The organism is Chryseobacterium kimseyorum (genome assembly GCF_025971945.1).
GTDB classification, from domain to species: domain Bacteria; phylum Bacteroidota; class Bacteroidia; order Flavobacteriales; family Weeksellaceae; genus Chryseobacterium; species Chryseobacterium kimseyorum.
This window is the reverse complement of sequence record NZ_JAPDHW010000005.1, coordinates 60937-86991: the sequence shown is the minus strand read 5'-3', so window position 1 is coordinate 86991 and position 26055 is coordinate 60937. Positions and strand designations below refer to the sequence as shown.

The window sequence follows — 26055 nt, the reverse complement described above, 5'->3', positions numbered from 1 at the left end:
GTCTATTAAATTTGTAGACTAATAAGAAAGAATATTATGTCAATAAAACTAGGAGATACCGCACCCAACTTTCAGGCAGAATCTACTGCAGGAACTATTGATTTTTATGAATATCTTGGGGATTCATGGGGGATTTTGTTTTCTCATCCCGCAGATTACACTCCGGTCTGTACTACAGAATTGGGTTACACTGCTAAACTAAAATCTGACTTCGACAGAAGAGACACCAAGGTAATTGCGCTAAGCGTGGATGGAGTAGAAGATCATAAAAACTGGATTAAAGATATCAATGAAACTCAAAACACAGAGGTTCAGTTCCCGATTATTGCAGACAGAGACAGAAAGGTTTCAGAGCTCTACGATTTTATTCATCCAAATGCTTCTCTTACAGCAACGGTACGTTCTTTACTGATTATTGATCCTGCGAAGAAGGTAAGATTAATTATCACTTATCCGGCATCTACAGGAAGAAATTTCAATGAGATTCTTAGAGTTTTAGACTCTTTGCAGCTGGTAGATTCTTACAAAATTGCAACGCCCGCGAACTGGTATGATGGTGATGATGTGATTATCCCGCCTTCTATCTCAACTGAAGAGGCAAAGAATATTTTCCCTAAAGGAGTTACAGAGATCAAACCTTACCTGCGTTTTACTCCGCAACCCAACCAATAACAGAGGCTTAGATTTTTTATTTATTATATATAGTTTAGTTTTAATTTGAAAAAGCGGCTCGGAAATTTTTCCGAGCCGCTTTTGTATGTTGTATGAAATATCAAATTATTTCACATCGTTAGCAATTGCTTTTGCTTTAGAGGTTGGTAAGTAAATACTGAAACCAACGTTGAAGCTGATTCTAGAAGTCAAACCTTCATTTCCGAATCCTGTTACTCCATTGTATTTTACTAAACCTTCAACACCGATGTTTGGAGTGATGAAGTAAGAATAACCTGGACCTACACCGAAATCAAGACCTGTTGTAGAAATTCCGTTTTCAACATTGAAACCTCCTACACCTAAGTTACCTTCTAAGAAGAATCTACCGTGGTTTAATACGTTGTCAATACCTTTTTCACCTGGTGAAACAAAGTAACGTCCTAAAGCTCCAACTCCGTAATCAAACTGTGTTGATGCTCCAGCTCCAGGCTTAGAAAATCCTAAAGTAACGTAACCTCCTAATGCAACGTTATCTTTAATAAAATATGCTGCTCTAGGCTGTAGTTTAATATCGTAACCCGCTCCTGTATTCAAACCAAAATTGCTAGAAAGTAAGCTACTACCAACCATCCAGTTTCCTTCTTGAATTTGTGCGTTTGCTGTAGCTGTCAATCCTGCAACAGCTAATATTCCTGTAAAAATTAGCTTTTTCATAATTTATAATTTTAATAAGTTAATGTTAATTATTTTGATATGCAGTTCAATTCAATAAATGTGCCACAAAGCCTCATAATGCATATTTACGTGTGCATGTCATCTAAATACGTTAAGATTAAATATTAAAATTTTAACTAAAATTATCAGAAATCTATAATTTAAATAAACAGTAAAATAATAGATACAATAAGTCCTGCAATTGCAAATTTTACTCCCCGTTTGAAAGGCTTGCTTTTAGTATTAAACATCCAAAAGCTCGATATCACAAAGAAAAACAGACAGATTCCAAAAAATGCATTAAGTGGAGATAGAGTGTCTGCAGATTTTGCCTTGTGAAGTTTTGCCATCTTATCCAGAACAACCGGCAGTTCCATCTTTGAATATTTTGCCTGTCCGGTGTTTGAATTGTAAGTTCCTTCTTTAAAGTAAACAATATCTTTCTCTGTTTTTTTGACCTCAAAGTTTTTAATTTTCAGTTCCTTCTCCAGGTTTTTTTCAGAGAGATTTTTGGCGATCATCTTATCATATAGCTTTTCCTTTTTTAGAAAATCTGTATCTCTGTAAATCAGAAGAATTCCGCTTAAGGCATAAACCGCCATTATTCCCGCCATGAAAAATCCTAAATACCGGTGGGTGATTCTCATGAAACTTCTTGTATCCTTAATTTTGTCCATATCTATTGGGTCATTTTTTTTAATTTCAAAAGTGGAAGCTGCAAAAATGCAACTTCCACTTTGATTATAGAAATTTATCGTATTATAAAATTCTAAATCTTAGAGTCTGTATATTAATGTAAAATAGTAGTTTCTTGGGGTAATAGGGTTCACCGAATAGTTTTCGTGTACATTATAGTTGACCACATCAAATAAATTCCCTACTTTCCCCTGTAATGAGAATTTCTTCCAGTCATATCCTACAGATAATGAAACAGTGGTGTAATCTTTGAGATCCATCATTCTGCTAACCTCTTTTCTGGTGATATTTGTAGACTTCGAGTCATTCCAACCTGCAATTCTGTCGCCGATATAATATACTCCGATACCGGCTTTCAGACCAGGAACATAGTTGGTGAATTTATAAAATACAGATGCGTTGGCCGTTGTAGCTGGCGTGCGCACCAACCTTTGTTTCTCTACAAATCCTTTTTCCGGCGTGTCTAGATATACAGAGTTGTTGTAAGAAAAACCGCCAATGATCGAAATGTTTTCAGTAGGATTTCCGGTAATATCTACCTCTGCACCACGGCTTCTCATTTTTCCTGCGAACTCTTTTAAATTGGTGTCTGGTGTCTGCACTGTTCCTGAAGCATCGGTATAGAAGAAATTCTGGTAAAAGTTATGATATAGAATCTGATACAGCGTAACATTAACTGCTAAGGCATTGTTCCAGATGTTTTTCTTCACTCCAACTTCGTACTGATCCACAGTGGTAGGTTTTATTCCCTGTTTAGGCAAGATTGCAACTCTTCCTTGTACGGTCTGCAGATTTCCTGAAGTATTTAAATTATTAACTTCATCAGAAATATATCCTGCATTGGTCGCAAATGAGTTGGTATAGGTTGCAAATGCTGAAAAACTATCATTAGGCATATAAACGAAACCTACTTTTGGAGAAAAAGCATTGTCTGATGTCGCCGAATTTGCCACTTCAGTTTTTACATTTGTGGCAAAACGGGTTAAATAACTTGGCATGTTTTCAATATATGACCAACGGAGTCCTGCAAGTACCTTGAATTCCTTGGTTAAACTTATAAAATCCTGAGCATAAACACCCACTCGTCTCGCTGTTGTTCTTGTTTTCGTATTCAAATTAGAATCAGGCATTGCTAAGCTTCCATTGTCCCAAGAGCTCGGGTCATCCAAATATAAGATGTTTGTTGGAGCCTGGATCAAAGTGTAAGCGTTCGCATCGGATTGTCCGTAGTCTGCATCGGTACCAATCAGTACTTTATGGTTGATCTTTCCTGTATTGAAATCTCCATTCACGTTGACCTGTGCAGAACCATAGTTCTGTTCGTTATAAGTTTTATTTAAGGGAGTATTCCAGGATAAGCTTGTCGCTGTGGGAGAGGCATAAGCCCACTGTACTCTTTCTGTTGAGAAATAATCTTTTGTATAATTTTGATAAGATGCAGAAGCATTCAATGTCCATTTGTCATTGATCTGATGATTGAATGTTACGTTGGTTGATGCCTGCTGTACATTTTGATATTGCCAGTCGGTCCCAAAAAAAGTATTTCTAGGCAGCCAGTCAATCAGTTTGTAGCTTTGATCTCTCTCAGTGATTGATCCAATTCCGAAGTCTGGAGTCAGGTCATTTTTAAGGTAATCAGCCTCAATAATCAACTGTGATTTTTCGCCTAAATTAAATAAAAATGAAGGATTGAAATAGTATTTTGTAGACTTTACAACATCTCTGAAGCTTTCCGCATATTCATACGCACCATTTATTCTGAAGGCAACGTTTTTAGAAACAGGTCCATAAATGTCAACCGTTGGTTTATAAGAATTCCAGCTTCCTGCATTTAAGCCGACCATACCACCAAAATTGAATTTAGGTTTTTTGGTAACCAAATTGATGATGCCGCCGGCTGCAGCATTTCCGTACAGCATTGCAGTTGCTCCTTTCAGAACTTCCACTCTTTCAAGTCCGCTCACTTCCGGGAAAACTCCGCTGTTCACTCTGGCTCCGTTTTTAAAGATATTATCGTTTCCGAAAATAAAACCACGCCCTCCGAAGCTGTCCTGCGAACCTCCTCTGGAAGAAGTTAGATATACTCCGTTTACGTTTTGAAGAACATCACTCAGTTGTTTTGCCTGTTGCTGCTCAATAATCTCATGAGTAACAATAGAAATCGCCTGTGGATTTTCCATTACCGTAAGATTAGATTTTGTCGTTGCCGGTTTTGCTGTGTTTGGGTTTCCAGTCTTGTGAAGATTGACGTCTTCTATGGTTTGAATTTTGATGGTATCAATTTCAGAATTTTTCAACTGAGCGCTTAGAGATGATGCCAAAGCGATAAGACCGAGGGAAATAATCCTTCTTTTCATGGTTTAGATTTTTGGAATAGAATTTAGATGGGGCAAATGTAAACCAAATGCTTATTTCTATTTAGAATTATTAAAAATAAAATCAGTGATTTTTATCATACGGATAGAGTATTCAGATTCTATTGATCATTAAATGTATTTCCGAAAACATTATTTATAAATATATTTGTTTAAAATTAAAAAATATGCAACTGGTAAAAGTGGGTCTCTGTGCCTTTGGAATGAGTGGAAAGATTTTTCACGCTCCGTTTTTAAAAGAACATCCGGGATTTTTTATGTCCGCAATTGTAGAAAGGTCAAAAGAAGAATCGAAAGAAAAATATCCCGATGCGACAATTTACCGGTCGGTAGAGGAAATGTTTCAGGACGCTGATATTGATGTGGTAGTGGTAAATACTCCTGTGCAGACTCATTTTGAATATACCAAAATGGCTTTAAATGCCGGCAAAAATGTGATCGTAGAGAAACCGTTTACCGTAAATGTCGCAGAAGCTGAGGAACTGGTAAGGTTGGCCGAAACCAAAAATCTTTTTCTAAGCGTTTATCAGAACAGAAGATTTGACCGTGATTATCTTCAGGTTCAAAAGGTAATTTCAGAAGGGAAGATGGGAACGATTAAAGAAGTAGAAATCCGTTTTGACCGATTCCGTACAGAAGCCAGCGGGAAAGAACATAAAGAAAATCCTGAACAAAATGGTTCCGGTTCAGTTCATGATCTGGGTTCGCATTTAGTCGATCAGGCAACGCAGTTATTTGGATTTCCCGAGAAACTTTTTGCAGATGTTTTTTCGATGAAAGGGGAAGAATATGCCAATGACTATTTTGAAATTCTTCTGTACTATAAAGATGATTTAAGAGTAAGATTGAAATCTTCTGTATTCACCAAAGAAGAACATTTTGCGTATAAAATTCACGGTGATAAAGGAAGTTTTCTGCAGGAAAGAACAGATGATCAGGAAAACGAATTAGCTATAGGAGCCATTCCAACCTATGGACAAAACTGGATGCAGCCTTTAAAAGAATCTGACGGAATTATCATCTACTTTAATGAAAATTCAGAATCGAAAAGAAATTTGACGTCAAGCGAACCTGGAAATTATATGAATTATTACCAGCAGATCTATGAGCATATTGTATTCGGATATGCTTTGCCGTCACTCGGAAATGAGGTGGTTCAAAATATGAAAATCATCGAAGCTGCTCTGGAAAGTTCCAGAAAAGGTAAAGTTGTTGAATTAAATTAAGAGTATGAAAAAAAGAAGCTCAAGCTTTACAGTAATCGGCTTGCTGTTTATTGGGATTGGTTTAACGCTGGTCGACGATAATATGTATTTGCGGTACGGATTTCTGTTGGTAGGAACTGCGTTTCTGTTATACAGCATTTTTACGATGATTAAAAACAGATAATCATTTATCAAATGACAAAAAAAGAGCTGCTCAACAATTGAACAGCTCTTTTTATATTTTTTGAGTGTGACTAATCCTGAAGTTCAAGCCATCTCATTTCGTGGTTTTCCAGTTTTTCAGAAAGGCTTTCGAGTTCAGCAGAAAGTTTTGCAATTTTCTCATATTCTGCTTCATTAGACAGTTGCTCGAGAATGTTTGCTCTTTTTTCCTCAAACTCAGGAATTTCTTTTTCGATAGTTTCCAGTTCACGCTGCTCCTTGAAAGATAATTTCTTTTTTGGTGCCTGAATCTTTGGAGTTTCGATGACAACAGGTTTTTCAACCACTTTCTCCACTACAGTTTTTGCCTTTTTATCTTCATTCTTTTGGTTTCCGTCTTCCAACTTTTTATTTTCTCTGTATTCTGAGAAATTTCCAATGAAATCTTTTATTTTTCCTTCACCTTCAAACGCCAGGATATGATCAACAATTCTGTCCATAAAATATCTGTCGTGAGAAACAATAATCAAACTTCCCTGGAAATTTAAAAGGAAATTTTCTAAAACCGTCAACGTAGGAAGGTCAAGGTCATTCGTAGGCTCATCAAAAATCAAAAAGTTTGGATTTTGGTATAGAATATACATCAAATGCAGTCTTCTTTTTTCACCTCCTGAAAGTTTAGAAATAGGAGAATACTGCGTTTGGTCATCAAATAAGAATAATCTTAAAAACTGCGATGCGGTAATCGTTCTTCCGTTGGCCAGCGGGAAATTCTCTGAAATATCTTTGATGAAATCAATAACTCGTTCTTCTTCTTTATATTTTAACCCTTTCTGAGAAAAGTATCCGAACTTGATTGTTTCACCGGTTTCAATCTCTCCCGAATCTTCCGGTTCAAACCCCTGGATAATATTTAGTAAAGTAGATTTTCCTGCACCGTTTTTTCCTACAATTCCTACTTTTTCACCACGTTGGAAGGAATAACTGAAATCTTTCAGCAACAATTTATCACCATAACTTTTAGAAATATCTTTCAGCTCAAGAATTTTGTTGCCTAATCTTTTCATTTCAAAGTCAAGCTCCAATTTTTCTTTACGGGTATCGGTTTTCGCCACTTTTTCGGTTTCGTAGAAGTCGTCCTGTCGCGATTTCGATTTGGTGGTTCTTGCTTTTGGCTGTCTTCGCATCCATTCCAGCTCCTTTCTATAAAGGTTCTGAGCTTTGTCAATCGTAGAGTTCATATTGTCCTCACGAATCATCTTATTTTCAAGATAAGTAGCGTAGGCACCTTGGTGAACGTAGAGATTCTGATCTTCCATTTCCCAGATAATTCCACAAACCGCATCAAGGAAATAACGGTCGTGCGTTACGAGAAGAAGGGTGATTTTTGCTTTATTCAGGTAACTTTCAAGCCATTCTACCATTTCCACATCTAAATGGTTGGTAGGTTCATCCATAATTAGAAGAGTGTGGCGGTGTTCGGCTCTTGTTTCTGTTAAAAGTTTTGCCAGTGCCACACGTTTGATCTGTCCACCGGAAAGCATTCCCATTTTTGCGGTAAGATCTGTGATTTTTAGCTGAGACAGAATTTGGCTCATCTCATTTTCAAGATCCCATGCTTTATGAATTTCCATTTCAGCGAGTGCGGTTTCCATCTCGTCTGGATCACCTGAAAGCAGTGCGTGATGGTATTTTTTTAAAGCTAAAATGGGTGCAGAATCTAAGGTCATCATAAATTCTTCAATCGTCAAATCAGATTCAAAATCGATTTCCTGGTCAAACAAAACAACCTGAATATCTTTATTGATCACTACAGTTCCGCTGTCTGCAATTTCTTTTCCCATTAAAATCTTCAGAAGAGTTGATTTTCCGCTTCCGTTTTTGGCAACGATGGCTATTTTGTCACCTTCGTTGATGTGAAATGAGACATTTTTAAACAAAGTTTTGATGCCATACGATTTGGTAAGGTTTTCGACAGAAACGTAATTCATTATAATGTGAAGCTTTTGATTAAAATTGAATCGAGCGGCAAAAGTACAAAATTTAAACCTGAAAAATATGATAGCAAAATTACGTGCGGTTCCTAAAGAAAAATATTGGGATTATTTCATTTTAGTGTCCAGATTTCTTTTGGCTTACACGTTTATTGACTACGGCTACAGTAAACTTACAGACGGTGGTCAGTTTGGAATTTCTGCTGCAGAAATGAGTAAGCCTTTAAAAGATTTGCAGTTGTCAGGTGATGTGGTATCTTTTCGATCACGAACCTTTCAAAACAACAGTTGGCATTCTTCAGATCGTAACAGGTCTATTGCTGCTGTTTGAATCTACTGCAATCCTGGGAGTTATCTTTTTCATTCCCATAGCGGCAAACATTGTTTTGATGGACGTAAGTTTTATGAATAATGCAATGGGAAGTGCTTTTACTTTCAGATTTGCATTTTATTTTATTCTGTGTTTCGCTATTTTATGGAATGATAAAGAACGGATGAAAATCATCTGGAATACGATGATTAAAAAGTTCATCTGGAAGCGAAAATTTCCGGGGATTATGTACGCTTTAGTGCCTGTTTTTGCAATCTTACTTTCTATAGTTTCTGTAATTCCCAAAATGATAATCTATTACGTTATTTTCCCCGAGGATATTTTTAAAATTTTTGATTATCTAAAGAAGATTTTTACTTCAATGTAAAATGGTTTAAATTTTACACAAATTTCGTCATTGTAAAATTTTTTAATGTAGATTTATGCTGTAATTTTTAAGACACAAACTATGATACAAATTAATTTTTTGGCAATACTTTTTGCTGCATTGATCCCGCTGGTTACAGGATTTGTATGGTATAATCCGAAAGTTTTTGGTAAAGCATGGATGAGAGAATCTGGCCTGACGGAAGAGAAAATGAAAAGTGCAAATATGGGAATGGTTTTTATAGTATCGATCATTTTATCAGTTCTCATAGGATTCTTTTTACAGATGGTTACCATTCATCAGTTTGGAGCTGTAGGAATGGTGGGAGGTGATCCTGAGTTGGCAAAACCATCCTATACTGCGTTTATGCATGACTACGGAACTGCGTTCAGATCTTTCGGTCACGGTGCTCTGCATTCGTTTATTACCAGTGTTTTCTTTGTTTTTCCGTTAATTGCGATCAATGCAATGTTCGAGAGAAAATCATGGAAATATATTTTTATCAATACAGGTTACTGGGTAATCACGATCACCATTATGGGTGGAATTATCTGCGGTTGGTATGCTATCGACGGCTTTAATCTTGTGACACCAAAATAAAAATTTGAAATCTAAAATATAGGCTACATTTGTAGCCTTTTTTATGTCTTACACTTTTAAAAAATTCAAATCTTTGTCAGAAATCCCGAGTGACTGGAATGCTGTGATTGGTCAGCATAATATCATGCTGTCTAAAGAATATTTTGAGACTCTGGAAACTTCATCTCCCGAAAATATGGACTGCTTCTATGTAGGATTCTTCTCAGCTGATGAACTTATTGGCGGAGCTTTATTTCAATATCTGAATTTTATCGAGCACAAAACTTTCCAGAAAGACGAAGTGTTTTGTGATGTGAAAAATTTTGTGGCTAAAAAATTCAGCAAAAACGTAATGATTCTCGGGAACAATATGTTGACAGGTCAAAACGGATTTTATTTTGATGCTTCAAAAATTACAATCGGTCAGGTGATTCCGCTATTGGATGAAGCCGTTCAGGATATGCAGAGGCAGGAAGGTAAAACGTCACTTATTATCTACAAAGATTACCAGGCAAGTTTTGTTAAATATTTTCAGGGTAAAGATCATCAGTCATTTTACAGATTTTCAGTACAGCCGAATATGATGTTACGGTTAAAAGAAAACTGGCTCACCTTTGAAGATTATCTGAATGCGTTTTCTACCAAATACAGAACCAGAGCCAAGACTGCAAAGAAGAAAATTGTGGGAATTGAAAAATCTGAGATGAATCTTGATCAGATTAAAAACCATCAGAAAGAAATGAATCTGCTGTATCAAAATGTTGCAGAGAATGCACCTTTCAATACATTTTTTCTCACCGAAAATCATTTTGAAAGCATGAAGGAATCTTTAAAAGAAAATTTCAAAGTTTTCGGATATTATTTGAATGCAAAACTGATTGGTTTTTATACGCTGATTCTGAACGGTAAAGATATTGACACCTATTTTTTAGGGTACGACAAAGGACTTCAAAAAGAAAAACAAATCTACCTGAACATGCTTTTGGATATGGTGGAATTTGGAATTGACAAAAAATTTAACCGAATTATTTTCGGAAGAACGGCATTGGAAATAAAATCTACGATCGGCGCACAACCGGTTGAAATCTTTGGATTAATTAAGCATAATAATTCTCTGATCAATCTGTTTATGGAAAAGATTTTCACTTCTTTAAATCCTGTTGTAGAATGGACTCAAAGAAAACCATTTAAGTGATTTCGGTCAAAATGATCACTTTGATGTGATTTTTTTTTAATTTTTTAACTAAAGCAGCTTTAAATTTAATAAGATATTAAGAAGGTTTTCATATTCAATTAATGATTTTTGCATCAAACTTTTATTATGAAAAAACTCAATGTTTTAATTCTGTTACTAACTGCATTTTTCCCGTATGCGCAGGTAATTTCCGGAACTGTTCTGTCCAGAGAAGAAAACACGCCAATTCCTTATGTGAAAGTGGGTGTTGAAAAAGAAAATATCGGAATCATCAGTGACGATAAAGGAAAATTTTCAATAGATCTTTCCAATGTGAATCCGACAGCGAAGCTGAAAATAGATGTTGCAGGTTACGAGTCATACACGGAATCCGTTCAGAACTTCCTGAAAAAGAGTGACACAAACATCTTTTTAAAAGAGAAATTCAAAAATATTCAGGAGGTAAAGATTACACCTAAAAAATTAGTTGATAAAAACTGGGGAGTGAATACGAAAACGAAAAGTGTTATGTATTCAGTAAATCCTATGTTCAGCAAAGATTTCCTTGGTGAAACTGCTTTAGAATTTAAAGCCAGTAAAAAATCAAAGATCAAAAATATTCACCTGAATATCGCAAACATCACCGCAGACCGCCCGGTTATCATGCGTTATACAATTTATAAAGAGAAGAACGGCCTGCCTGGAGAAAGTATCCTTGATGAAGAAATAACCGTCGAGCTGACAAAAGATAAAATTGTAGATGATACATTTACTTTAGATGTGAATGATAAAAATATTTGGGTTCAGGGTAGATTTTTTGTCGGAATTCAGTTTTTGAAGGAATTTGAGGGGAAGCTGAATATCAGTGCTGCACTTTTCAGAACTGGTTATCTGAGGAAATTCTATGGTGACTGGGAGAAAATGAAGATTGCAGCGCCGGCCATTAATATTGATGTGAAAGTCGATAAAAATGGGAAAAATGAAATTCAGGACGAGAACGGGACGGATAATAATCTGTCAGATCTTTTTTACGATGTAAGCAAATATCATATGGAAGCCGAACAGTCTGTTTATGGGAAAAACGAATCTTCAGGTAAAGTTTTAAAACTGAAAGATGCCGATTTATATTATGAAATTTATGGAGAAGGTGAGCCTTTACTTTTACTCCATGGCAATTCTGGCAGTATCAGAGATTTTTACCAGCAGATTCCTGAGCTTTCGAAGTATTTTAAAGTAATTGTCGTCGACACCAGAGCGCAGGGGAAAAGCATTGATAAGACTCAGAAGGAATTTAATTATAAAATTTTCGCGGATGATATGAAAGCTTTGTTGGATAATTTGGGACTGAAAAAAGTAAATATCGCGGGCTGGAGCGACGGTGGAAATACCGGATTGGAGTTTGCACTGAAATATCCGGAAAATTTAAATAAATTAATCACTATTGGAGCCAACGCTTCTGTAGACGGGGTAGATGACGAATTGGTAAGTAAATTCAAATTAAGTCTGAAAGCAATGCAGTTTGAAAATAAACCGGAAAAATTCAATGAATTGAGACTGCTTCAATTGATGCTTAAGGAGCCGAATATTTCCAATAAAGATTTAAACAAAATTGAGTCTGAAGTTTTGGTAATCGCCGGAGAAAAAGATGTGATCAAACCTGAACATTCTAAAATATTGGCAACGCAAATTCCTAATGCAAAGCTGAAAATTTACAAAGATGCCACCCATATGATTCCTTTTGAAAATGCAGATGAGCTTAATAAAGATTTGATTGAATTTCTGAAGAAGTAATCAGTCTATAGTCAACCGCTTCAAAGACCAGACGCCGCCATTATAAACATCCAAATCAACTTTTGTGTTGATGCCATGAACGATTCCGTTTTCGCTGAACTGCCAGAAATCCCAGTGGTCATCAGGTGATGGAGTAGGCACGTCATTATAATTGGCTAACCACAACGGGTAATCATCAAACTCTCCTTTCAGAAAATCTTTGTAGTAGTGATAATAGGTGTAGATAATGGGTTTCTCACCGTAGGTTTCTTCTACAATTTTGCACCAGACTTTCAGATCTTCTACAAGTTTTTTATTTGATTTCCTTCTCGGGATTTTTTCAATATCTAAAATTGGCGGAAGGTCACCACTTTCGAGTTTTACATTTTCAAGAAAATTGTTTGCCTGAATCACAGGATCTTCATCAGCTCTGTAAAAGTGATAAGCTCCACGGATAAGCTTGTGCTTCTGCGCCTGTTGCCAAAACTCATCAAAATGTTTATCGGCACTGCGATTCCCCATTGTTGCCCGCATTACCACAAACTCTAACGGAATAGTTTTGTTGCCGATACTCAAACTGTCCCATTTTATATCTTCGCGGTTTTGGTAATGAGAGATGTCGAAACCATACGTTTTATCAAGATTATCGCTGAGAATTTTCTGTATTCTTACACTTTCTTTTTCGCTGTTGTGAAGCTTTTTGTGAGTGAATTTATTAAAGTAAAGAGCATAATAGTAACTTATTGACTGCTTGAGGTATAATCCTGTTCCGAACAATGCAATAATCATGATGAACAAAAGAATTTTACGACGGAAGAAATAGCTCTTCCGACGGTTTTTATGCACTCTTTTGGCAGTTTTTTTGGTATACTTTTTAGGGCTCATAAAGTTTTGCAAAACTAACTTTTTAAGCCATAAAATACTAAATAAAATAAGTAAATTTGTTACTATGGAAACACGCGAAAAGATCATCATCATCGGAGGAGGTTTTGCGGGGCTACAGCTTGCGAAAACATTAAATAATAAAAATAAAAAAGTAATTGTTCTCGACAAGGTGAATCATCACATGTTCCAGCCGCTGTTTTATCAGGTGGCATGTGGTAGGATAGAGCCTTCCAATATTTCATTTCCTTTCCGTAAGATCTTTCAGGAATCCAGAAATACGCAGTTTCGTCTGACTGAGGTAAAAGAGATTATTCCCTCTCAAAATAAAGTGATAACTGATGGTGCCGAATTCACTTACGATAAACTGATTATCGCCACAGGCTGCAAAACCAATTTCTTTGGTAATAAGGAAATGGAGGGCAAAGCTTTTGGGATGAAAAACACTCAGGAAGCCATCGGAATCCGAAATCATGTTCTGATGACTTTTGAAAAATTAATTCTTGAAAAAAGCCGCAGCGACGACGGAAACTGGAATATTGTAATTGTAGGTAGCGGACCGACAGGAGTGGAGCTGGCAGGAGCTTTTTCTGAAATGAAAAAAGATATTCTTCCCCGCGATTATCCATACATGAATTTCAATAATCTTAAAATTATTCTGGTAAGTTCTACAGAAAAGCCGTTAGCAGTGATGAGCACTGAAGCACAGCAGCAGTCTGAAAAATATCTGAAAGAACTTGGTGTTAATTTTATGAGCGGTGAAGTTGTTACTGAGTACGACGGAGACCGAGTAATCCTGAAAAGCGGAAAACAGATTCCTTCCAATAATGTCATCTGGGCAGCCGGAGTTGTAGGAAATGTGATCGATGGTTTCCCTACAGAAAAACTGGTCAGAAACCGATACATCGTAGACCGTTTTAATAAAATTAAGGGGTATGAAAATATCTACGCATTAGGTGATATTTCATACATGGAAACTCCTAAATATCCGCAGGGACATCCACAGGTAGCCAATGTAGCGATCAATCAGGCAAAAAATTTAGGGAAGAACTTTCTCAGAAAAAATGCAGCCGACTGGGTAGAATATGAGTATAAAGATCAAGGCTCATTAGCAACAATCGGAAAGCACAGAGCTGTTGTAGATTTGCCTTTTGTTAAATTTCAGGGATTTTTAGCCTGGTATTTTTGGATGTTTTTACATTTAATGCTTATTTTGAGCGTTCGAAATAAATTGGCGATATTTTTTAACTGGATGTGGAGTTATTTTAACAAAGATTCTTCCCTACGTCTGATCATTTCGCCAAGTAAGAAAAATAATACGCAGCAATGAGAATTGATATAATAAGCGTACTTCCAGAATTGATGGAAAGTCCGTTCAGAACTTCTATTTTGAAGAGAGCAGTTGATAAAGGTTTGGTAGAAGTGCATTTCCATCAGTTGAGAGACTGGTCGATCAATAAACACAGACAGATTGATGATGAGCCTTACGGCGGTGGCGCCGGAATGGTAATGATGATTGAGCCTTTAGATAAATGTATTTCTGAACTGAAATCTCAGAGAGATTATGATGAAATCATCTATTTAACTCCCGACGGAGAAACATTAAATCAAAAAATATCGAACACGCTTTCAATTAAGAATAATCTGATTTTCCTCTGCGGTCATTATAAAGGTATTGATCAGAGAGTTCGCGATCTTCATATCACTAAAGAAATCTCAATTGGTGATTTTGTACTGACTGGTGGTGAACTGGCTGCCTGTGTTTTGGCAGATTCTATTATCCGCCTGGTTCCAGGGGTTTTGAATGATGAACAGAGCGCTTTGACGGATAGTTTTCAGGATGATCTGTTATCACCTCCCATTTATACCAGACCGGAATCTTACAAAGGTTTAGATGTTCCGAAAATTCTTTTGAGTGGAAATTTTGCTAAAATTGAAGAGTGGAGACATGAAGAAGCCGTAAGAATAACTCAGGAGAAAAGACCGGATTTGCTTGAATAAATTCTTTTTCCGGGATATTTCAGTTAAAAAAAATTTCGTGTAATCGATTACAAAAAAATAATATTATCCTAATAAAGTGTGTGAATGGCTTGTATTTATGAATATAAATTCATTTTCATTAAAATTTTCACTGAAATAAATTGACAACCTTACGATTATGTTAAATTTTTCGCCTTTTCTGTGAAAATTTAATTATGTTTAGTGGTATGGTACTGAAAAAAAGAATAAATTTACATTCTGAAATTAAAATTTAAAATTTCAGAGTGTCAATAGAAAAACGTGTAGATGGAATTGTTTGCTTTTTATAATGTAGAAAATTTATTTTTGCCAGACCCACCGCCTAACCATAGGCTAGATCCTACAAAATCGGGTTTAAGAAACTGGGACGAAAGAAAGTACAGAGACAAGCTATTCAAAATTTCACACGTCTTTCAGCTGATGAAAGAAGAAACAGGCATTCTGCCATGCATGATTGGTCTCTCTGAGATCTCCGGAAGGAAAGTATTGGAAGATCTTGTGGAGATGAGTCCCTTCAATTCACAATACGGAATAGTACATTACAATTCGATGGATGAAAGAAAGGTGGATGTTGCCTTGCTTTACGATAAATCGAAAATCGAAATCATCGATTCTGAGGCAATTACATTCTTTTTCGAAATTTTAGATAAAAATCCTGAAAATTATGATACAACCAGAGATGTGTTGTTTTCAAAGGTAAAATATAAGGAAGAGATCATCAATATTTTTGTTGCGCATCTTCCTTCAAAACGCGAAAAAGATATTAATCAGCCCAAGCGTGAATATATTCTTGGCGAAATCAGAAACAGGATTCTTCAGATCGTCAATATAGAAAAGGAAAATGTCATTTTGTGTGGTGACTTTAATGAAAATCCGGATGATGAAAATTTAGTGAAAATTCTTTTTGATGATACGCATCAGAAAATTTTAGAAAATCCTTTCCAGGAGCTTTATTCTACTCACAATTATTCAGCATTTCATTATAAATCGGGTCTTCTTTTCGACCAGATTCTGCTTTCCAGATCTTTTTTTGATAATAACCAATCGCTATCGTTTTATGACGCCAAAATTTTTAAGCCTGAAAAACTGAGGAGCCGAAATAAAATGTTTAACGAAAGACCTTTCAGAACTTATGCTGGAACCCGATATCTGGGCGGTTACAGTGACCATTTTCCTGTTTTTGTAGTATTGAAAAAATAAATGATAATATAAAAAGTAATAATCAATGATGAAAAACTCAACCAGTACAAGCTATCACTTAGACCCTTTAGATAAAGAAATTATCTATATGTTGATGGATAATGCCAAAAGTTCTTTAGCCTATATCTCCAAACAGGTAGGCATCTCAACTACAGCTGTACACCAAAGAATCAAAAAACTTGAACATGCAGGAGTGATAGAGAATTCTATATCATTTCTAAATCCCAGAAAAATAGGATACAAAGTGGTATCATATATCGGAATGTTTCTTGATCAGCCAAGCCACTATCCAGATGTGGTAAAAGCCCTGAAAGATGTTAATGAAGTGGTGGAAGCACATTATACAACTGGGAATTATACCATCTTCCTAAAAGTTTTATGCATAGACAACGATCATCTAATGGAGATTTTAAATAAACTTCAGAAAATGAAAGGAGTGACAAGAACCGAAACTTTTATATCTTTGGAGCAAGGAATCAACCGACAACTCAAAGTATAACTATAATGAATATTGCTCAGTATTTAGATTCAACTTATTTAAAAACACATTTACAGTCAGGTATTTCCGAAGAAGAAACTTTGGCTACTGTAAGAGAACTTGCGCAGGTAGCTATTGAGAATGGAATTTTTGCAGTAATGATTCGGCCAGATTATGTTGCAGAAATCAGAAAATACCTCGACGAAAGAGATTCTCATGTGATTTTAGGAACTGTCATTGGTTTTCATGAAGGTACTTATTCTTTAAATGAAAAACTGGCTGAAGCTAAGAAAGCCATTGAAGATGGGGCAGATGAACTAGATTTTGTCATCAATTATTTAGAATATCTGAAAGGAAATTTAGAATATGTAAAAGAAGAATTTCTAACCTGTACTCAATTATGTATTCAGAACCGAAAGGTTGCCAAATGGATCATTGAGATCGCGGCTTTAACGGATGAGCAAATTGCTGATTTAACCAAGAATATCTCCAATTGGGCAGAAGAGAATTTTTCTCAAAATGATTTATCTGAAATTTTCGTTAAATCATCAACAGGTTTCTATGAAACAGAAAACGGAAAGCCAAATGGAGCCACATTTGAAGGCGTAAGAATTATGCTGGACAATGCAGGGAAACTTCCTGTAAAAGCGGCAGGTGGTGTGCGAACTCCCGAAGATGCCGAAAAGATGATCAATCTCGGTGTCAAAAGGATAGGAACTTCCTCTGCCTTAGCTTTAATTAAAGATGAATCTTCTTCAGAAGGATACTAAAATAAACAAACCCATCACCATCTGATGGGTTTGTTATTTACTATATTTCAATTACCTATATTCAACTCTGCCAGCGTTTTAAATGCTGGCAGGGTTTTAGTGTTACTATTATCTGAAACAATTTCTAAGCAATCAGATTTGATCGGAAAACGGATGTGAATAATTTGTTTTGAATAAGATAAAGTAATAATTAAATTTTTAAATACAATGAAAAAAGTAATTTCAATACTGGCTGTTTTAATGATCTCATTTACTGCCAGTGCACAGGAGAAACAGACGGTAAAAGAAGCAGTAAAACAAGACGCAAAGGCTGTAGGAAACACCGCCAAGAAAGGAGCTCAGGCGACCAAAAAAGGAGTTCAGAAAGGAGCAAAATGGACAGGTGAAACAGCCAAAAAAGGTGCTGATGCCACTAAAAAAGGTGTAAAACAGGGCGCACAGTGGACAGAAAAAACAGCGAAGAAAGGAGCTAATGCTGTAGAAAAAACGTATCAGGATGTAAAAACTGATATTAAGAAATAAAAAATTATTCCAGTAATAATTAAAAAAAGCAAACCCATCAAATTTTTGATAGGTTTGCTTTTATCTCATAACCCTGCCAGCGTTCAAAACGCTGGCAGCGTTGATATTTAGTTATATTAAGAGAGAAATACAGATATATTTCTCGTACCTAAATGCGAAGTTCGTCTGAGCAATCACAAAATTCTGAACAGACCCTAATGGTTAAAAATTAACCTAAACCTTAGCCTCAGCATTCACCTGAAACTCCTCATAAAACTCCTGTGTCTCCTTGATCACTTCATCCATTTCCTCTAAAGAATAAACTTCAAGAAACTTTCTTCTGAAATCTTTAAAATGTGGAATTCCTCTGAAATAATTGCTGTAATGCTGTCTCATTTCAATTAATCCCAATTTTTCACCTTTCCATTCTGCACTCCATTCTGCGTGTTGACGAACCGCTAAAAGTCGGTCTGAAATGGTTGGTGCATCCAAATGTTCTCCGGTTGCAAAGAAATGTTTGATTTCATTAAAAATCCAAGGATAACCGATAGCAGCACGGCCAATCATAATTCCGTCGCAGGCGTATTTATTTTTATATTCCAAAGCTTTTTCAGGCGAATCGATGTCACCGTTTCCAAAAATTGGAATTTCGATATTCGGGTTTTGCTTAATTCTTGAGATGTGTTCCCAGTCGGCTTCACCTTTGTACATCTGCCCACGCGTTCTCGCATGAATAGTCAGCGCTTTGATGCCAGTTTCCTGAAGACGTTCTGCAACCTCATCAATATTAATTGAATTGCTGTCCCATCCCAAACGGGTTTTTACCGTAACGGGAAGACTTGTTGAACTTACCACAGCTTTCGTCAGACGCACCATCATATCAACATCTTTCAAAACTCCGGCTCCGGCACCTTTACAAACCACTTTTTTTACCGGACAGCCAAAATTGATGTCCACCAAATCAGGGTTTACGGTCTCTACAATTCTTGCAGACATCGCCATTGCTTCCTCGTCGCCACCAAAAATCTGGATTCCTACAGGTCTCTCATAATCGAAAATATCCAGCTTCTTTCTGCTCTTCATCGCATCACGAATCAAGCCTTCAGAAGAGATAAATTCTGAATACATCATATCTGCACCATGCAATTTGCACAGTCTTCTGTACGGCGGATCGCTCACATCTTCCATTGGTGCAAGCAAAAGCGGAAATTCCGGCAGTTCTATGTTGCCTATTTTTATCATGCTGCAAATTTACGAAATTCTAAACTTTCAGCATTTTGAAATTATCTATTGCTGTTATCGTTACGAAATCAGCCTGAAATTCTCGACTTTTTTTCCTTCCAGATGTTTTTCCCAGCGTTCTAAAACGGGCTGTTCCAGCTTAAATTCACGGTATTCGTCAGGTGACATAATCGGGATTCCACTGATGATTGGGTAGACTCTTTTGCAGTTGTCGCAGATCAGTAAGCCTTCCATAATATTTTCAGTTTCATCCTGCGAAATAATGGTTAAATCTAAATCTGATCTGTCAAAGGGACAGCATAATTTTTCAATGGTTTTTATTCTCATTTTTTACTTTTTAATTTTTTGTTGATACTCTTTAATAGTTTCTGACGGATTATCTGCACTCATAATTCCTGAGACCACAGCGATTCCGTCATAATCTAATTTGTCTAAATTTTCAATTGTATTTAAATCAATTCCTCCCGCAAGAAAAATTTTCCCGCTAAAAATACTTTTCGCTTTCTGAACAGTTTCAAAACTGACCAGCTCACAGCTGTTTGCTGTTTGAGATGGAAACATCGAGCAGAAAGAAATATAATCGAAATGATGTTCTTCAGCATATTCAATCGTTGCAAGGTCATTGTTGCAGGTAATTCCAGTAATAAAATCACGGTTGATTTCTTTTTTGATTTGATTAAAGTTTTCAGGAATTTCATCGAAGTGAATTCCATCCAGCGGAATTTGTTTTAGAATTTCCCAGCGGTTATTAATGAGTAAAGGAATTTTATGTAAAGAAGTTTTTGCATAAATTTTTAAAAGCAGTTCTTCAAGATTCTGATTGTCTTTAAAATGGTCCCAGATCTGAATGGCTGCTATTTTTTCCTGTACAATTAGATTGAATTTAGAAAAGAGAATTTCCTGATCCATCGAGGGATCAATGATTAAATAAATTCGGGATTGTATGGTTAATTTTCTCATTATTTCCACCCGTTTTTGTAAGCATTAAAAAAAGCATTCCAGTAAGGATCTTCCTCGCAGTAGATTAAGTCACTTGCTTTTTCGTTTTCAATTAATCTAATTCCAAGATTTTTTTCGGTCACCACTCCAACTTCTGTACAGGGAATATGATTCGCTTCCAGTCTCGATATAATTTCCGAAGCTTTCTCCTTTTTACAGGTGATAATCATCGAACCGGCGCCGATACAATATCTAGGATCTAACGAAAATAGATTACACACTGCATTTTGAACTTCACCAACTGGAAGTTTTTCATTAAAAATTTCAGCGCCGTTTCCTGATGCGATTACTAATTCGTAAATCGCTCCCAAAACTCCACCTTCTGTCACATCGTGCATGGCTGTTACGCCTGAGTTTTCAGTCTGCACCGCGGTCAAAGCGTCTTTCAAAGATGAGGTTTCATAAAAAGAAGCGGAGGCAGAATAGAAAAACTCTTTCCCGATTTTATTTTTAACCGTTTCTGGGAAACTCATCGCTAAAATGGCTGTTGATGAAAGCGCACTTGTTTTAGTCACTAAAATTACATCGCCAACATTTGAATATTTTGAAACCAGAATTTCTTCTTTCGGAGCAATGGTTATAAAAGTTCCACCGCCTGCAATAGTAGAATTCTGTCCTTCGATGAAACCAGTATGTCCGCCGGTAATGCTTACACCAATATCTTTACAGAACTGATGAATGTAATTCCAATAAATTTCAAAATCATTTTTTGAAAGCTGAGCAGGAAGATTTAAAACAACCTGCCCAAACATCGGTGCAAAACCTGTTGTTGCCATATCATTAGCCATCAGATGTACCGACAGCCACGACGATTCTTCCAAACCCAAAGATGGAATTAAAGACAGCGGATCACTCGTCATAGCCATTGCTTTTCCGTCATGCAGATCTACTACGGAAACATCGACGCCAAACTCGGGACCTACGAGCACTTCATCACGTTCCTTACCGCATCGTTGCTTCAGAAAATCTTCAAATTGAGAATGATTTATTTTGCCTAAAGTATCACTCATTCCACATCATTTAGTTGAATGTAAAGTCCAAAGAAATCACCGATGGGAACATTCCATTGTTGAACTGGAAACCATTTCGGAAGCCCTGTACAAGTCCATTCGATCGTATATTTTCTTCCGACCAGAGCTCTTTCGATAATTTCGGTCAGCATTTTTGGTGTGTAAAAAGTTGCGGTTACATAGAAAGGGTTTTTCCCAAATAACTGCTGCACGCGCCTCCTTGCAACTTTCGGCGAATTTCTGTTCATCATTCCCATCGCAATTCCGTACCTGGCAACACGTGCCGCCTCGCGAATAACTTTTACAGGATCTTTGTAATATTCAAATGTGGTGATGAATGCCAGTGAGTCGAAAGTGTGATCTTTAAAAGGCATAAAATGAGAATCTGCCATCACCAGATCGCCTTCAAAAAGATGAACGGCCTGAGACAACATTAAAGGAGAAATATCTCCGCCCGTTGCTTCAATCCCGATGTTTTTCCACCAGCGGGTAAATCGGGTAGTGCCACAACCGAATTCTAATAAAGTTTTTACTCTCTGATCTTTGGAAACGAGCTGTTCCATGACTTTTTTCTGCCAGATTTCGGCACGTTTGTACCGGCCTTCATACCACAATTCGTAAGTATCGGTATGTTCACGGTTGAAAAACCACTCGGGTCTTCCTTGCCAGTCTTTGTCTTGTTGGGGGATAAGTTCTCCGGAATACTTTGTTACTTCCATTTTATTTTATGTTGATTTATTCAGTTCAGACCACAGATAAGCATGCGAACGACTAAAGCATAAAATGAAAATATTTTAAGCAGACATCCCTACGTTGGCATTATCCAAATCAGGTCATCGGGTATGATCTCAGCCTTTCGGCACCCCGTGTATTTTATTACTGAACAAATATAGGGAAAAGGAGGTTTAAGAGGAAAGTAAAAAGTAAAAAGTAAAAAGTAAAAGGTAAAAAGTAAAAAGAGCCAAGTGAAAAGTGAAAGGACCCAAATTTAAAATTTGGGTGATAGATGTTAGATTAAAGATTTTGAAGAACCACGAAGTGGTTCAATATAAATAGCCGTGGGTGAAACCCATGGACAATAAGAAGATAATGTACGTCAATCAAATTTTTGAAGAACCACGAAGTGGTTCAATATAAATATCTGTAGGTGGAAACCCATAGACAAGCAGCAAAGAAATTATGTAAGAATTCCACAGAACCACGAAGTGGTTCAATATAAATAGCCGTGGGTGAAACCCATGGACAATAAGAAGATAATGTACATCAATCTAATTTTTGAAGAACCACGAAGTGGTTCAACAACAATAGCCGTGGGTGAAACCCATGGACAATAAGAAGATGATATATGTTTGTCGGAATTTTAAAGAACCACGAAATGGTTCAATTTAAAACACATGAAATGAAAATTTCACCTTGTTTTCTTTTATAACCTTAATCATTTAAAAACTCGCCTTCACCTGCATACTTCCAATATGAATCGTACGGTCACCCGAGTTACGGCCTTCGTAATTTAGATTTAACTGCAGGAAAGAATTAATTGCCTGCTGTACAAATACGCTCCAAACCTGGTTTTTCCCTGGCTTTAAACCGTCAAGCATTTGGTTTCCTACGATGCTGAAATTGTTTCCGGTGAAATCATTATTGATGAAAGAGAAATTTCCACGAATGGAAGTTTTCTTGCGCTCCCACTGAAGCGTTCCGGTAATGTCAAAAGCCTTCAGGAGTTCTTCTCCGTCCACTCTTTTCTTTTCACGGTATGCAGACGAAAATTCAGCCTGTATAGCGTCAGTAAATTTATAGGTGGCTTTCGGTTTCGTCTCAAAATTATTCAAGCGGTAATCTCTTGTGGCAAAAAGCTGGGAAGAGTTTTGTAAGTCGTGAACGGAGTTTTCCCAGTCGACTCTGAATTCTTTATTAAACCAATATCCAAGGTTCACGAAATGCGAGGTCTGATTTCTCTCTTCGTTACTGAAATTCGCATTGATAAGGTTGTCGTTGGCGATAAATCGGTAGTTTCCATTCCAGCCTGATTTTTCGGTCGGATTAAATTGGACGGAAGCTAAAATGTTCTGATTCTTGAGAATCTGATCGTCACTTTTCTCAAAAGGATTTAGAACCAAAACTTTATCTCTTTTGAAATATGAGTTTTGAGAATTTAATGAAACATTAAAATTCCAGCGTTTTAAAAATTTATTTTCAGAGTTAAAAACTATTGCCGGATTAACGAATAATGACAACTGCAACTTATTTTTGTTGGACGGAATGTATCGGACCGAATTTGTGTAGATCCTAATATACTGAGCCAAATCTGAATATTCTGCAATTTCAAATTCATCCAGCTGCTGAATGCCGTCACCATTGTAATCGGTCCATTTGTAAATTCCCTGGCCGTCGGTAACTTTTATATATTGAAATTCACGTTGCGCTTCCTGTCCGTTTCCTAATTCATAGAATGCCTGAAGACGCATCCCGTTTTTAAAGAGCTGCTGATTGTAAAGAATGTTTCCAACGACAAAATCTTTATTCTGATTCATATCTACATCTTCATTTTTGTAGAAAAATTTTCGGTAATGAATTAAAGCATTTAATGTAGTTTTTTCGGTTTTAATCAACTGACTTTCTGCCATAAAACCTAGAATCCTGTTCATGTTCTGCAGTCGGTTGTCGCGCACAGAGTCATTATCTCTGATGTACATTTTAGCCAAAAGTTTGGTTCTCGTACTGTCACCGATTTTCTTTTGAACGAACAGTTCTTTCCAGCTGAAACTGGTCACATCCATCAGCTGAGTTTCATTAAATTTCTTTTCGTTATGCTCCATGCTTCCGCCGAGTGCCCAGCTTCCTTTTTCACCGGTGTATTCGGAAGAAGCTCCGCCACGTATGAATTTTGTGTTTTGCAGAGTAGCATTGGTATCCAGATATGATAGACTCCCTTTGGTTAGAAATTTTCCCTTAATCCAGCTGAAGTCTAAATCATTTTTAATTCCTTTATAAGAATCCTGCTCGTCAAGATAGTTGACACGGTAATTTAAAGCTGATTTGTTGTTCCATCTATTCAGAAAGTTAAAGATAAATCTGTTCTGAGTTTTACCGCTGAATTCCTGAGCTAAGTTAAAATCTCTCGAGAATTCTACATCGTTGATACGGTCGAGAATGTGGAACTGCTTGTCAATGTACTGATATTCAAAGCTTGGAGTTCCTTTCCAGTTGTTTTTTGTAAATGTTTTGTTCCCGAAAATTCTTGCGGCATATCCTAAATTCTGATCAGAATCTTTAGATGAAAACAAATTAAGGTCGTAATTGCTTAAAGAAATATCTGCACCAATTTTCCCATCCTTCAATAAATATTCAGTATTCATGGTGTAAACCTGAGCTTTCTGAGGAGAAGGCAGTTTTCTTACGGCTCTGTAATCACCTGCATTGGGACCTACATATTCGAAAACACGACCGTTGTTGGTTGTCTGCGTCAATTTGTAGTCACCTAAATTTGCACCGAAATAAGTAAATGAGACTTGGTATAACGTCTGGGTCGCATCAGTTGAAAACTGATAATGATTACCGTTAGTATCCTGAACAAGACTGTACAGTATTTTATTGACATCATATTCTGCAACCACACCAGAAGGGGCATACATTTGGTTAGGATCGTTTCCGGCATCTGCTAAGATCTGCTCGTCTTCTTTAGATAAATTTAAAGCTAACGGTGCATTCTTGTTGTCGTTTTCCATAAACCAGTTCAGCCCGATTCTGAATTTTTCACGCTGATGCTGCAGTTTTCCAGTAAATAAATATCGTGAATAATTTCTGTTGGTGTAATTAAATGAAATCGTGATGAAATTCTGTTGAAAAATAGGACGGAAACTGGTAAAAGTAACTTCGCCTGTATTGTAATTAATCACATAATCCTGATTTTCTCCACGTTTCATCAAGATCCCGTCAATAAAAACCTGTTCTGATCCTGAAATCAATGTGATAAACTGTTCGCCGTTTTTCCCTGTCAGACGGTAAGGTCCCTGGTTACCTTCCACACCCTGAAAACGAATTCTGTGAAATTCACTTCGTGCGACACCTAATGAGACGTCAACAAATGTTTTGTTTTCGGTTCCAAACTGGGTCTGAAACTGAAGTCCCATACTTCGTCTTTGGTATTTGGCAAAATAATTTTTATCGTCAACGAGGTCGAGATGTCCTGCTCTAAGAATAGATTTATCCTTAATATTGAGCTGCATATAAATCTTGTCAAATTCTTCAAGCGTCTGCGTATATCCATCTGCCTGAATCGGTAAATTATGGTCTGAAATACTGGCTAAAACAGTCACGTCCTTCGAAAGCCGTCCTGAGATTTGTAAGTCCATGGAGCTCTGTACAGACTGTCCCTGATTATTACCAAAAGTAATCCCACGAATGATGGATCCTTTAGAATTTAATTCGCCTAAAAAACGTTTTTTATCATTTTTTGCAAGAACAGCTTCGTCAACGATTATCCTGTTGCTTGTCTTCACAAAATCCATGGTGTCTTTTGCAAAAATGTCCTGTTCCAGTCTGGCTGCAAGAACACTGTCTTTTTTAATACTGTCCTGGGGAATATTGGGATTTTTCCACGAGAAAATTTGTGCATTATTCAGTGAAATGCCCATTATTAAAAGAAAGAAAATCAGAACCGAATTCCGCAAGATTGTGAAAATAATTGGTAAAAATAACTAAAAAATGTGAACGGTTAGGGTTTTAACATGATTAACAATTATATAACTGAAATATTGTATACAGCATAATGTTTTCTGAATTTTAATTGTCGTACGATGATTAGTAAACGTCAAAAGAATCATATAATCGCTGTGATGAAATCTATTACAACGGCAATTGCAAATAAAATTCTTTTTAAGAATTTTCCTCTGATTCCCAGATAGCAGAATAAACTCTTTAAATCTCAATG

General features: G+C 36.5%; 25 protein-coding genes and 1 riboswitch. Of the genes, 14 read left to right on the top strand and 11 right to left on the bottom strand.

The genetic code is table 11. The features are described 5' to 3' along the window. The first annotated feature begins 36 nt into the window (after positions 1-36). Positions 37-672 (top strand): peroxiredoxin, encoded by a 636-nt coding sequence (locus tag OMO38_RS08520; protein WP_264749775.1) that lies wholly within the window; start codon positions 37-39, stop codon positions 670-672. A 105-nt stretch (positions 673-777) separates the two neighbouring features. Here OMO38_RS08520 and OMO38_RS08515 read toward each other — a convergent pair whose 3' ends face one another. The 3 genes from OMO38_RS08515 to OMO38_RS08505 all read right to left on the bottom strand — a co-directional run bounded on the left by OMO38_RS08515 (position 778) and on the right by OMO38_RS08505 (position 4421). Continuing rightward, positions 778-1368, bottom strand: coding sequence for a hypothetical protein (locus OMO38_RS08515; RefSeq protein WP_264749774.1), 591 nt, complete (start codon positions 1366-1368; stop codon positions 778-780). Between the two features lie 161 nt (positions 1369-1529). Then, entirely contained in the window at positions 1530-2045 is a 516-nt protein-coding gene (locus OMO38_RS08510) for a hypothetical protein (protein ID WP_264749773.1), read from the bottom strand. Between the two features lie 99 nt (positions 2046-2144). Then, complete coding sequence (locus OMO38_RS08505; RefSeq protein WP_264749772.1) at positions 2145-4421, bottom strand: TonB-dependent siderophore receptor; 2277 nt, start codon at positions 4419-4421, stop codon at positions 2145-2147. 185 nt (positions 4422-4606) lie between these two features. Between OMO38_RS08505 and OMO38_RS08500 the strand changes: the two genes are divergently transcribed. Both OMO38_RS08500 and OMO38_RS08495 read left to right on the top strand, forming a co-directional pair. Beyond that, positions 4607-5665, top strand: coding sequence for a Gfo/Idh/MocA family oxidoreductase (locus tag OMO38_RS08500; protein WP_264749771.1), 1059 nt, complete (start codon positions 4607-4609; stop codon positions 5663-5665). Between the two features lie 4 nt (positions 5666-5669). Beyond that, positions 5670-5828, top strand: a complete 159-nt coding sequence (locus OMO38_RS08495; protein ID WP_264749770.1) for a hypothetical protein — start codon at positions 5670-5672, stop codon at positions 5826-5828. Between the two features lie 70 nt (positions 5829-5898). Here the strand turns inward: OMO38_RS08495 and OMO38_RS08490 are convergent, their stop codons facing one another. Further along, entirely contained in the window at positions 5899-7797 is a 1899-nt protein-coding gene (locus OMO38_RS08490; RefSeq protein WP_264749769.1) for an ABC-F family ATP-binding cassette domain-containing protein, read from the bottom strand. A 67-nt stretch (positions 7798-7864) separates the two neighbouring features. Here OMO38_RS08490 and OMO38_RS08485 point away from each other — a divergent pair, with 67 nt between their 5' ends. The 5 genes from OMO38_RS08485 to OMO38_RS08465 all read left to right on the top strand — a co-directional run bounded on the left by OMO38_RS08485 (position 7865) and on the right by OMO38_RS08465 (position 12042). Continuing rightward, positions 7865-8131, top strand: coding sequence for a hypothetical protein (locus OMO38_RS08485; protein WP_264749768.1), 267 nt, complete (start codon positions 7865-7867; stop codon positions 8129-8131). A gap of 58 nt (positions 8132-8189) precedes the next feature. Further along, complete coding sequence (locus tag OMO38_RS08480) at positions 8190-8498, top strand: hypothetical protein (RefSeq protein WP_264749767.1); 309 nt, start codon at positions 8190-8192, stop codon at positions 8496-8498. 81 nt (positions 8499-8579) lie between these two features. After that, complete coding sequence (locus tag OMO38_RS08475) at positions 8580-9098, top strand: DUF1761 domain-containing protein (RefSeq protein WP_319804226.1); 519 nt, start codon at positions 8580-8582, stop codon at positions 9096-9098. Positions 9099-9171: 73 nt separating this feature from the next. Further along, positions 9172-10272 (top strand): peptidogalycan biosysnthesis protein, encoded by a 1101-nt coding sequence (locus OMO38_RS08470; RefSeq protein ID WP_264749766.1) that lies wholly within the window; start codon positions 9172-9174, stop codon positions 10270-10272. A gap of 126 nt (positions 10273-10398) precedes the next feature. Beyond that, complete coding sequence (locus OMO38_RS08465; protein ID WP_264749765.1) at positions 10399-12042, top strand: alpha/beta fold hydrolase; 1644 nt, start codon at positions 10399-10401, stop codon at positions 12040-12042. Here the strand turns inward: OMO38_RS08465 and OMO38_RS08460 are convergent, their stop codons facing one another. Beyond that, positions 12043-12906 carry a GH25 family lysozyme gene (locus tag OMO38_RS08460; protein ID WP_264749764.1) on the bottom strand — a complete coding sequence of 288 codons (864 nt, stop codon included), beginning with the start codon at positions 12904-12906 and terminating at the stop codon, positions 12043-12045. A 64-nt stretch (positions 12907-12970) separates the two neighbouring features. On the opposite strand from OMO38_RS08460, the gene OMO38_RS08455 reads away from it, so the two are divergent. The 6 genes from OMO38_RS08455 (at position 12971) to OMO38_RS08430 (ending at position 17892) form a co-directional block, all read left to right on the top strand. Then, positions 12971-14233: an NAD(P)/FAD-dependent oxidoreductase gene (locus OMO38_RS08455; RefSeq protein ID WP_264749763.1), complete on the top strand. Its 1263-nt coding sequence runs from the start codon at positions 12971-12973 to the stop codon at positions 14231-14233. After that, positions 14230-14904: a tRNA (guanosine(37)-N1)-methyltransferase TrmD gene (gene trmD, locus OMO38_RS08450; RefSeq protein ID WP_264749762.1), complete on the top strand. Its 675-nt coding sequence runs from the start codon at positions 14230-14232 to the stop codon at positions 14902-14904. The genes OMO38_RS08455 and trmD overlap by 4 nt, the downstream gene beginning before the upstream one ends. Before the next feature lie 285 nt (positions 14905-15189). Then, positions 15190-16122, top strand: coding sequence for an endonuclease/exonuclease/phosphatase family protein (locus OMO38_RS08445; protein WP_264749761.1), 933 nt, complete (start codon positions 15190-15192; stop codon positions 16120-16122). Between the two features lie 28 nt (positions 16123-16150). After that, the gene (locus OMO38_RS08440; RefSeq protein ID WP_229983671.1) at positions 16151-16621 is read left to right on the top strand and encodes an Lrp/AsnC ligand binding domain-containing protein; all 471 of its coding nucleotides are present in this window, start codon (positions 16151-16153) and stop codon (positions 16619-16621) included. A 2-nt stretch (positions 16622-16623) separates the two neighbouring features. After that, complete coding sequence (deoC, locus tag OMO38_RS08435; RefSeq protein ID WP_264749955.1) at positions 16624-17370, top strand: deoxyribose-phosphate aldolase; 747 nt, start codon at positions 16624-16626, stop codon at positions 17368-17370. 207 nt (positions 17371-17577) lie between these two features. Next, positions 17578-17892 carry a hypothetical protein gene (locus OMO38_RS08430; RefSeq protein ID WP_264749760.1) on the top strand — a complete coding sequence of 105 codons (315 nt, stop codon included), beginning with the start codon at positions 17578-17580 and terminating at the stop codon, positions 17890-17892. 213 nt (positions 17893-18105) lie between these two features. On the opposite strand, the gene dusB is transcribed toward OMO38_RS08430, so the two are convergent. The 6 genes from dusB to OMO38_RS08400 all read right to left on the bottom strand — a co-directional run bounded on the left by dusB (position 18106) and on the right by OMO38_RS08400 (position 25759). After that, positions 18106-19113 carry a tRNA dihydrouridine synthase DusB gene (dusB, locus tag OMO38_RS08425; RefSeq protein ID WP_264749759.1) on the bottom strand — a complete coding sequence of 336 codons (1008 nt, stop codon included), beginning with the start codon at positions 19111-19113 and terminating at the stop codon, positions 18106-18108. Between the two features lie 60 nt (positions 19114-19173). Beyond that, the gene (locus OMO38_RS08420) at positions 19174-19440 is read right to left on the bottom strand and encodes a Trm112 family protein (protein WP_264749758.1); all 267 of its coding nucleotides are present in this window, start codon (positions 19438-19440) and stop codon (positions 19174-19176) included. Positions 19441-19443: 3 nt separating this feature from the next. Continuing rightward, entirely contained in the window at positions 19444-20073 is a 630-nt protein-coding gene (locus OMO38_RS08415; protein ID WP_264749757.1) for a thiamine phosphate synthase, read from the bottom strand. Next, the gene (locus OMO38_RS08410; RefSeq protein WP_264749756.1) at positions 20073-21122 is read right to left on the bottom strand and encodes an AIR synthase family protein; all 1050 of its coding nucleotides are present in this window, start codon (positions 21120-21122) and stop codon (positions 20073-20075) included. Before OMO38_RS08410 ends, OMO38_RS08415 begins: the two co-directional genes overlap by 1 nt. Next, positions 21119-21841 (bottom strand): class I SAM-dependent methyltransferase, encoded by a 723-nt coding sequence (locus OMO38_RS08405; RefSeq protein WP_264749755.1) that lies wholly within the window; start codon positions 21839-21841, stop codon positions 21119-21121. The genes OMO38_RS08410 and OMO38_RS08405 overlap by 4 nt, the downstream gene beginning before the upstream one ends. Positions 21842-21910: 69 nt before the next feature. After that, positions 21911-21999: riboswitch (TPP riboswitch) on the bottom strand. Positions 22000-22561: 562 nt separating this feature from the next. Further along, a complete protein-coding gene (locus OMO38_RS08400) occupies positions 22562-25759 on the bottom strand; it encodes a hypothetical protein (RefSeq protein WP_264749754.1) in 3198 nt (1065 codons plus the stop codon). Between the last annotated feature and the right edge of the window lie 296 nt (positions 25760-26055).